Source organism: Arthrobacter sp. H5 (assembly GCF_000520595.1).
In the GTDB taxonomy this organism is placed as follows: domain Bacteria; phylum Actinomycetota; class Actinomycetes; order Actinomycetales; family Micrococcaceae; genus Arthrobacter_D.
Genome location: NZ_KI915025.1, coordinates 5,847 through 14,749, shown reverse-complemented (window position 1 = coordinate 14,749; position 8,903 = coordinate 5,847). Strand labels below are relative to the sequence as shown.

Here is an 8,903-nt window from a genome sequence, read left to right as displayed (position 1 = left end):
CCCACCAGACCATCGTTGAAACGATCTCCAACACCACCACCAGCACGGGCCTGACCGTCCAATGCGTCCTTGACACCTCCGAATATCCCACCGGACTCAGATACACCAGCCACGACATCGAATCACTGCCCCTCACCCGCCACGATTTCCATGGCGAATGGAACTACACGCTCGCACCACCCGACACGCCGTAATCAACCAGATTATTTATTCGCGAGCCCTAAGCGGCCCCTAGCCGTACGATCCGCCCGCCCTTGGGGTAAAGTTGCCAAGTGAAAATTCAAGCCAAACGCGGTGGCTCCCCGTGGCGGGGTCTTTTTGGCATCCCATTAATTACTACGGCTTCTTTCATGCTGCTGATGTTGGTTACGGCTGCCTTCAACGGGTTGCCAGTGCGTGACCCGGACGGATTTCTCGGTCCGAGTTACGTCCGCCTGCCGCTGATCGTTGTGCTGGTGATGGTGGCCGACGTAGTACCGCGGGTGCTTGCCCGACGGCCCGTTGCACGAGACTTGCTCCGCACAACCGGCACAATTCTCAAATCGCGGTGGACGATGCCGCGGCTGGCAGCCATCACCGCCGGACTGGCGAGTTTCTATCTCTCCTATGTGGCATACCGCAACCTGAAAAGCTTCCTGCCATTTCTTCGGGATCGTCTGACGGACTCCATGCTGGTAGATACCGATAGGTGGTTCACCGGCGGCGGTAACCCAAGCGACGTCCTCCACGAATTGCTGGGAACGGGCTTCACCGCAGAGTTCCTCTCTGTTGTCTACGTGTCCTTCTTGATCTTCGTTCCTCTTTCGCTTGCCGTGGCAATGGTGTGGTCCGATGATCTCTCCCGCGGGGCGTGGTACGTGAGCGCCCTGTGTTTCAACTGGATTCTCGGCACTGCCACGTATTACCTCCTGCCGTCGTTAGGGCCGATCTACGTCGAGGAGTCCTCGTTCGCCGATCTACCGATTACTGCGACGTCGGCACTCCAAGATTCGCTGTACGAAAACCGGCTGGCGGTCCTCGTCGATCCGCATGCAACACAGGCGGTACATGGGATTGCCGCGTTCGCGTCCCTGCACGTCTCAATCGTTTTTACAGCTGCACTCATGGCGCAACTGGCTGGTTTGCCAAAGCCGGTCCGATGGTCGTTGTGGGCTTACGTCGTGTTTACCGCTCTGGCGACCGTCTATTTCGGGTGGCACTACATACTCGACGTCCCGGCCGGACTTGCCATCGGCGGTTTGTCCGTGTGGTTGGCCGCTCTTGCAACAGGCATCATTCGTTTCCCAAGTCGGCGCCGGGACATTCCGAAGCTTCGGCCCGGCCGCCGACACGAGATTCGCCTCATCGAAGGAACTGACACCGCGGACGGCTTATAGAAAACTTGCATCTGCGAGATGCCCCTCATCTTCAGCAAAATTGTTCTGTCGCAAGTCCAATTTTCCCTGAAAAGACGGGCATTTCGTGTTTAAAACGCCGAAGACGACCCAAACCTCATCGGTGGATCAAGGCTAAGGCCAGCCCACTGTGAGCGATGTTGGCTGGACAGACACCGCCGGTTTAGCCTTCCGCGCACTGGTCGGCTCACTAAGAAGCTTTTACCAGGCGGAAAACTTGTTGCCCTGACCCTTGCGGATAAACGCTAAGCATGCTTAGGTTCTAACGTAACTACTAAGCATGCTGTCTTTGTGGCGCTGATGGGATTTAGCGCTTCACCGTCAAGGGTGCCGAAAGCTTTTCCCGCACCATGTGCGGCAGCGGTTCTCTAGTTTGTGGCACGCGCCACATCCCATGCCACATCAAGGGCCGAGAGTTTAACTCTCGGCCCTTTACCGAAGGAGAAACCATGAGTACCCAAAACTGGTCGGAAGAACCGATAGTCCCTGTGCCACCTGCGCACGTATCCGGCAACCCGGACGGTGGGCAGTCATCGTCGGCCCACGCGAAAGACGAAGCGAAGAATCTAGGTTATGAAGGAGTGGACGCGGCTAAGGGAGTTGCCCAGACCGCTGGGGCCGAGGCGAAGAATGTTGTAGGAGAAGCAGGCGCCCAGGCGAAGAACCTGCTCGGCGAGTTGGGATCCGATTTGAAGGATCAGGCTGGTGCCAGCCAGCAGAAGGCTGCCGAGGGGCTGCGCTCTATCAGTGATGAGCTGTCGTCGATGGCAGATAACGGGGACCAGAATGGTCCCGCAAATGACCTGGTCCGTCAGGCCGCCCAGCGGTCGGGCGACGTCGCAGGCTGGCTGGAAGGCCGCGATCCAGGCTCACTACTTGAAGAAGTCAAGGGTTTCGCCCGCCGCCGTCCAGGAACGTTCCTGATGGTGGCAGCGGGTGCAGGCCTGCTCGCCGGACGACTGACACGAGGACTCGCCGGTGCGGGGTCTGATGATCAGAATGCTACGCCAGCTAATCCCGCACCCGCGTACCCGCCGACAGCGGCCACGCAGCCAACTACGGAGAGCGGGTTCGGCGCGCCTACTACCGCGACTCCAGTCACCACCTCCACAGGAGTGGCTGATACCGAAACAAGAGTCACGGGGCGAGAGCCGACTTCGTTGAGTGATCCCCTGGTCACCGAACCCATCATCGAACCAGGCCGGCGCACCCAGGGCGGACCACTGGACAGGGATCTGCGCTGATGAGTGGAACACACACCGGAGGTTCCCCAGCGTACGAACCGCCGAGGACCGAGGCCGAGGGTCGGGCAGCCAATGAATCGCTGGGATCACTCCTGGGCGATGTCAGCCGCGATATTTCCACCCTGATGCGCCAGGAATTGGAACTGGCTAAAGCTGAACTACGCGAAACCGGAACCCAGGCTGGTAAAGGCGCCGGAATGCTTGGCGGCGCCGGCGTAGCAGGGCACTTCGTTCTGCTGTTCCTGTCCCTGGCCCTGATGTGGGGTCTGGGCGAGCTGATCGGTCTCGGCTGGTCCTCAGTCATCGTCGCAGTGCTCTGGGGAATTGTCGCAGCCGTCCTAACGATGAAAGGCAAGAAAGAACTCAAAGCCGTCCGCGGCATGCCTGACACCGCTGAAACCCTCAAGGAAGTCCCTCCCACTCTGAAACCAGGTAAGCCCACCCCATGAATCAGACACCAGAACAAATCCGCGCCGATATCGAACAGACACGGGCCGAACTCGGAACCGACGTCGATGCCGTAGCCGACAAGGTGAACCCCTCAAACATTGCCCACCGGCAAACAGACAAAGTGAAGCACGCCGCAGGAAACGTAAAGGACAAGATCATGGGCTCTGCCGATAACGTCAAAACCAGTGTCATGGGTTCCGCTGAAAACGCCGGTGGATCCGCGAAATCCGCGGCCCATCACGCCGGTGATGCGGTGCACGACGCCCCGCACCAGCTCAAAGACAAAGCCAAAGGCAACCCACTCGCCGCGGGGTTGATCGCCTTCGGCGCCGGCATGCTCGTCGCTTCGCTAATCCCCGCAAGCGAAAAGGAGAAGGACGCCGCGTCAGCCCTGAAGGACAAGGCCCAGCCACTGACAACCGAAATCACTGACGCCGCCAAACAGGTCATGGAAGACATGAAAGAACCCGCCCAGGACGCAGTGAACTCGGTCAAGGAAACAGCGGCTGACTCAGCTCAAACCGTCAAGGACGAAGGAACCGGCGCCGCTTCAGATCTCAAGGACAAGTCCCAGGACGCCAAAGACAACGTCCAATCCAGCCACAACAGCGGCACCGTCTAACACTCGCCGGGATCTAAGGAATCCCCACACACCTCTAGGAGAAAACAATGACCGCATCACGTCAACCGGTTCGTCAGGACCGGGACAAGACCACCATGCAAAAGGCCGCCCTGGCCGTAGGCATCGTGTTCGTGCTCTTCGGTATCCTGGGATTCATCCCCGGTGCCACCACCCAGTTCGACCAGATGGACATGGCAGGGCATGAATCTGAAGCCCTCCTGCTGGGCCTCTTCCAGGTCTCGATCCTGCACAACATCGTCCACCTGCTCTACGGCGTCGCTGGCCTGGTGCTGGCACGGACGTACGCCAATGCAAAAAACTATCTCCTGATCGGAGGTGTGATCTACCTGGTGCTGTGGATCTACGGTCTGGTGATAGACCTCAACTCAGACGCCAACTTCGTGCCTTTCAACGACGCGGATAACTGGCTGCACCTATTCCTGGGCGTCGGAATGATCGCGCTGGCACTGATCCTGAGCCGCAAACGGGACCACGACACCACAAACCGGGTCTAAAACACCACCCCGCCGGGGCCTCTTCATGAGGTCCCGGCGGCCCCCTCCCCCACCCCCGTAAATTCTTTCCCTGCAAGGAATCTAGATGAGCACAACCACCCCGGTCCGAGCAGTGCGTGTGGCCAAGCCGAACGACGTCGTCGCGTCGTACTCGATCCTGCTCAAGCAGGTGCGCAAGGAAGGGCTACTGAACCGTCGACGGCGATTCTATGTAGCGGTCTTCGCTGCACTTACGCTGGCCATAGGTGCGGCCTGGACCGGGTTCGTCCTGCTGGGAGACACCTGGTTCCAGTTGCTGATCGCCGCGGTACTTGGCATTGTCTTTACCCAGGTCGCCTTCCTTGCCCACGAAGCCTCGCACCGCCAGATCTTCAAGACCCGCAGCGCCAACGACTGGTCCGGGCGGATCCTTGCCGCCGGCGTCGTCGGCATCAGCTACCAGTGGTGGATGAATAAGCACACCCGCCACCACAACGATCCCAATGTGGTGGGCAAGGACCCCGATATTGAGATCGACACTATTTCCTTTATCGAGGAAGACGCAGCAAAGGCCAAAGGGTTCCACGCGTGGATCACCCGCCGCCAAGGCTACCTCTTCTTTCCCCTGCTCACCTTCGAGGGACTGAACCTGCACGTCAAGTCGATTAGCACCCTCTTCCGGCCGGGCGCCGTGCAGGGCCGCTGGATTGAACTCGCGCTCCTCGCGATGCGCTTCGGCGCCTACCTCGGCATCTTGTTCTGGTTCCTTCCCGTCGGTATGGCCTTCGCCTTCATCGGCGTGCAGATGGCCGTATTCGGCATCTACATGGGCGCATCCTTCGCCCCCAACCACAAGGGCATGCCGATCATCCCCAAGAACAGCAAGCTCGACTTCTTCCAGAAACAGGTACTCACCTCACGCAACATCCGCGGCGGAGCCTTCGTCAACAACGCCTTCGGTGGCCTGAACTTCCAGATTGAACACCACCTGTTCCCCGACATGCCACGCCCGCACCTGCGCAAGGCTGCGCTCATTGTCCGCGAACACTGTGAACGCCTCAAGGTCCCGTACACCGAAGTAGGGGTCGCCGCGTCCTACGGTGCCGTCGTTTCCTACCTCAACCGGGTAGGCCTGGCCGCACGGGATCCGTTCGACTGCCCCATCGTGAGCCGATACCGGCGTTCATAGATGAACCGTCTTGACATCAAACGTGGCATCGAACAAAAAAGAGGCTTAAGTAATGTTGGATCTGGACTTGGACCAGTGGTCAACGAGCCGTCTCCTGCTGACAGCCACCCGTTTAGTGGAAAACGCGTGGAGCAAGGAACTCGCTGATTTCGGAATCACCCACGCCGGGCTGACGGTACTGGTTGTGATCGCCTTGCAGGGCGCGGGAACCCAAAGTGAAATTGCCCGGAGCGTTCGCGTCCAGCCACAAACCATGATCAGGATCCTGGATAACCTCGAATACAAGGGTCTCGTTGCCCGCGTACAAACCAGCGTCAACCAAAAAAAGCAGCTATTCGCCATCACTCCTGCGGGCAGTAAGGTTCTTGATTCAACCGCTGAAATGGAACAGAACATTCTCCCGCGAGACCAGCTCCCGGACGGGAGCGTACGTCGCTATCTGCAGCAAGCAATCGCTGAACTGACCCACCGTCGCCCCAGTGACCAGTGACCCATGACCTGTGGCCTGTGGCCTGTGGCCTGTGAGGCATCACAGGGCAACCGCCGCCGGTGACCCTTTCGAAGATCAAACGACGAAGCGCTCCCAGCCCCGACCGGAAGGGAATTGTCGTGAGAATTGCTCTCCTTGGCGCGACTGGTCGCACCGGTAAACATGCCCTAGCAGCTGCGCTGGATCACGGCCATGATGTGACAGTCCTCGTCCGCGATCCTGCCAAGCTTCCGGCGCCGGTTGCTGCCCGTATCAGGGTCATTGTCGGAGACACCTCGAATACTGACGCTCTACGCAGCCTTCTTTCCGGCCCTCTCCGCGAACCAGAGTGGTCTCGCCGACTTCCAGCCAGGATGCGTGTTGCGCCTTACCATGGTGCTTGCCTTCACAGGCGCAGGTACAGTCCTCCCCCGTTGCTTTTCGACAACGCCGGTCGCACTTCTCGGTTTGGCTGTAGTGCATTTCAATCTCCACGCGTCCGTCACGAATGGCGATAGACTCTGCGACCTCAGTCAGGTGTTTTCGAGTAATGGTCCAGTAACCCGCCCAACCTGGTTGACCCTCGTCTGCCTCTACCCACGTCGGCCGGATTGCTGCACCAGCAGCATCTTTGAACATGCTCTTGTTAGTAGGTTCATCGCCGCGAGGTGCCCTTAGTCCACGAACTTGAATGCGGCCCGTTAACGGGCGGATAATTTTGGCACTCATGTGCAGAGCCTACCCAGCGATCAGAGCCAGCGGGTGGCGAGGCGTAGACCTGGTTACTTTGCTGGCTTGATCAGCTGCGGTCCGTTGTTGCGCACCGATCCGACTTCCTTTCCCACGATGCGGGGCACCAGGTGAGGTTTGGGTATCGCGTCGATGAGTCTTTGGACGTCGGTCTTGCCGGTGGTGTGGGGATCCAGCCAGTCGGCGTGTAGCTCCCCGGGGATGATCAGTGGTGTTCGGTCGTGGATATGGCCCAGCGCGTCGGTGGCCGACGTCGTGATCACGGTTGCGGTGACAAGCCATTTCCCCGGGTGGTCCTCGGGCAGTTCCGGGTTTGGCCAGAACTCGTAGAGGCCGGCCACTCCCAGCAGCTCGTCCTCATCCTGCGGGTGCAGGTAGGTCGGGGTTTTGGATCCGTCCGGGTTTTTCTGCCACTCGTAGTAACCGTTCATCGGAATCAGTGCGCGGCGCTCGGCTGCCGCGGTGCGGAATGAGGGTTTCCCGGTGACGGTCTCGCTGCGTGCGTTGATCAGCCGCGCACCGGCCTTCGGATCCTTTGCCCATGACGGGACCAGTCCCCAGCGTGCGGTCTCCAGCCGGCGTTCCAGCGCGCCGTCAGCGTCCGGGCGCTGCGTGATGAACCGGATCTCGTCGGTGGGCGCAATATTCCATGACGGGGCCAGCTCCTGGCCTTCTACCGCGTTAATTTCAAACGCGTCCAACATTGCCTGTTTGGATCCTGCCACCACGAATCTCCCACACATACGGCTCATTGTGCCGCACAGCTCCCCCGGCTTCCCCAACTCGAACATGTGTTCTATTTTTAAAGAAAACCAACTCCAGATCACACAATGAAGGACGGGCACGATGACAGCGCAGACAGCGGACAACGGGCCGCGGATAGTCGATGAGCCGGCAGATGCTCAGTCAGCTCGGCACCTGCTCGTTCGTGGACCGGCAGCAAAACGTTGTCTTCCAGGGATTCACCGGATCGGGGAAGTCCTACTTGGGCTGCGCGATCGCGAAGCGCGCCTGCGAGAACAGGATCCGCGCCCACTACGTCCGGATGCCGGACCTCGAGGAAGCATGGGTTGCCGCGCAAGACACCCCCGGCGGGTCCGGGAAGTTCCTGCGGAAGCATGCGGCCTTCACCCTGCTCGTGATCGACGAATGGTTGCTGGATAAGCCAACGGAATCGATGCGGGGCATGTGCCACAGGGCTCTGGACACGCTCTGGTGACTGCTGATGGAATTCGTTGAGTTCTAGGGCTTTTGGACAACGAGACTTGGTCTCTTGCTGTCTCGAATCCCTACGGTTGCAACACAGCCGGTCGAGACACTTCCCCTCCTGTCATTTTCACTACACGCCTGCACAACGCGCCGCGTGTTCTCGGGGTTGTGCAGGCGAGTGTTGAGCACTGATTTATCCATAATCCTCTTCCACTAATGTCGTTTTTGCTTACTACTCCTCTGCACGAAAACGGAGGTAGCGGGATGGTCGCGGACTCTGTCCCGCAGAGCACTCCCCTTACTGCGACACGGGAAGGCTGTGCAGACGAGTACTGAAATTTGTGCAGACGTGTAGTGAAAATGACACTCCCCCGCCGTTCTGCGGGTGCGTCTGTCTTGCTGCCTTATGCCGCAAGCTCCCGCCCTGTTTCATGACGCAGATAGAGGTTGCAGGACACTTCTAGCAATCCCTGAAGCGTTCAGCGTCCGAGCGGACGTTGCAGCAGACAAGTAGCCTGAATACGTGAGCCTGGATTGCAATGGACCGACAGATGTTGGATGAGGACCTGATGCCATCTCGCCCTAAAGGCGCGACGAAACGACACATCAAGAATGCCCATGCCCGGGCTGCGGAGCTTGGAGCATTGACGCCGATTGAGCCAGCCGCTCGGAGGGCGGATGGTTCTCCCCGGATTGGCCGTGACCAGGTATATGTCACGCGAACCGGGGAAGTGTTCCACCCGGCCTGGTGTTCCGCCGTCGCTGATAAGTGGGATGCCCAACCGGACGGGTTGCTGATAGTCATGGCACGGGATGTCGGGGCTCGGCGGGAGTGCCGCCTCTGCGAGAATCCGATCGGAAACTAACCCAAGAGTGCCCCGCAGAAACGTAAATCGCGGGCCACGCGCCCATTCCGGCGGTCCGTGGCGTCGCCTTCGGTCCTCGTCAGACCACTTCGTTGCTTGCCATGCTCAAGTAGCGGTACACGGTTGCACGGCTGGCGCCGATGATCTTCCCGATATCGGCCGGAGCGAGCCCCTGGGCCTTCAGGTCCCGGGCACGCTTGACCAACGCATCAGCGG

General features: G+C 59.5%; 9 protein-coding genes and 1 pseudogene. 9 read left to right on the top strand and 1 reads right to left on the bottom strand.

The window, feature by feature from the left end; all coding sequences use genetic code 11:
* From Y708_RS0119040 to Y708_RS26380, 8 genes and pseudogenes are all read left to right on the top strand, one after another.
* Positions 1-194: pseudogene (locus Y708_RS0119040) on the top strand (ISAzo13 family transposase); the annotation flags it as partial.
* 78 nt (positions 195-272) lie between these two features.
* Positions 273-1,376: a phosphatase PAP2 family protein gene (locus tag Y708_RS26390; RefSeq protein WP_162150502.1), complete on the top strand. Its 1,104-nt coding sequence runs from the start codon at positions 273-275 to the stop codon at positions 1,374-1,376.
* Between the two features lie 467 nt (positions 1,377-1,843).
* Positions 1,844-2,638 carry a hypothetical protein gene (locus tag Y708_RS27745; protein WP_051479185.1) on the top strand — a complete coding sequence of 265 codons (795 nt, stop codon included), beginning with the start codon at positions 1,844-1,846 and terminating at the stop codon, positions 2,636-2,638.
* Positions 2,638-3,087, top strand: coding sequence for a phage holin family protein (locus Y708_RS0119025; protein ID WP_028281148.1), 450 nt, complete (start codon positions 2,638-2,640; stop codon positions 3,085-3,087). Before Y708_RS27745 ends, Y708_RS0119025 begins: the two co-directional genes overlap by 1 nt.
* Positions 3,084-3,710 carry a DUF3618 domain-containing protein gene (locus Y708_RS0119020; protein ID WP_028281147.1) on the top strand — a complete coding sequence of 209 codons (627 nt, stop codon included), beginning with the start codon at positions 3,084-3,086 and terminating at the stop codon, positions 3,708-3,710. The genes Y708_RS0119025 and Y708_RS0119020 overlap by 4 nt, the downstream gene beginning before the upstream one ends.
* A gap of 47 nt (positions 3,711-3,757) precedes the next feature.
* Positions 3,758-4,225, top strand: a complete 468-nt coding sequence (locus Y708_RS0119015; protein ID WP_216699844.1) for a DUF4383 domain-containing protein — start codon at positions 3,758-3,760, stop codon at positions 4,223-4,225.
* Between the two features lie 85 nt (positions 4,226-4,310).
* On the top strand, positions 4,311-5,393 hold the full coding sequence (locus Y708_RS0119010) for a fatty acid desaturase family protein (RefSeq protein ID WP_028281145.1): 1,083 nt from the start codon (positions 4,311-4,313) through the stop codon (positions 5,391-5,393).
* 52 nt (positions 5,394-5,445) lie between these two features.
* Positions 5,446-5,883: a MarR family winged helix-turn-helix transcriptional regulator gene (locus tag Y708_RS26380; RefSeq protein ID WP_035776863.1), complete on the top strand. Its 438-nt coding sequence runs from the start codon at positions 5,446-5,448 to the stop codon at positions 5,881-5,883.
* 761 nt (positions 5,884-6,644) lie between these two features.
* On the opposite strand, the gene Y708_RS0119000 is transcribed toward Y708_RS26380, so the two are convergent.
* Positions 6,645-7,355 carry an SOS response-associated peptidase gene (locus tag Y708_RS0119000; protein WP_028281144.1) on the bottom strand — a complete coding sequence of 237 codons (711 nt, stop codon included), beginning with the start codon at positions 7,353-7,355 and terminating at the stop codon, positions 6,645-6,647.
* A gap of 143 nt (positions 7,356-7,498) precedes the next feature.
* Here Y708_RS0119000 and Y708_RS26375 point away from each other — a divergent pair, with 143 nt between their 5' ends.
* On the top strand, positions 7,499-7,831 hold the full coding sequence (locus tag Y708_RS26375; RefSeq protein WP_155853947.1) for an ATP-binding protein: 333 nt from the start codon (positions 7,499-7,501) through the stop codon (positions 7,829-7,831).
* Positions 7,832-8,903: the final 1,072 nt, after the last annotated feature.

Bases quoted from the DNA above. Each gene is read 5' to 3' on its own strand.
- Y708_RS27745 (WP_051479185.1), top strand. From the start codon at position 1,844: ATGAGTACCCAAAACTGGTCGGAAGAACCGATAGTCCCTGTGCCACCT.
- Y708_RS0119025 (WP_028281148.1), top strand. From the start codon at position 2,638: ATGAGTGGAACACACACCGGAGGTTCCCCAGCGTACGAACCGCCGAGG.
- Y708_RS0119020 (WP_028281147.1), top strand. From the start codon at position 3,084: ATGAATCAGACACCAGAACAAATCCGCGCCGATATCGAACAGACACGG.
- Y708_RS0119015 (WP_216699844.1), top strand. From the start codon at position 3,758: ATGACCGCATCACGTCAACCGGTTCGTCAGGACCGGGACAAGACCACC.
- Y708_RS0119010 (WP_028281145.1), top strand. From the start codon at position 4,311: ATGAGCACAACCACCCCGGTCCGAGCAGTGCGTGTGGCCAAGCCGAAC.
- Y708_RS26380 (WP_035776863.1), top strand. From the start codon at position 5,446: ATGTTGGATCTGGACTTGGACCAGTGGTCAACGAGCCGTCTCCTGCTG.
- Y708_RS0119000 (WP_028281144.1), bottom strand. From the start codon at position 7,355: ATGTGTGGGAGATTCGTGGTGGCAGGATCCAAACAGGCAATGTTGGAC.
- Y708_RS26375 (WP_155853947.1), top strand. From the start codon at position 7,499: ATGAGCCGGCAGATGCTCAGTCAGCTCGGCACCTGCTCGTTCGTGGAC.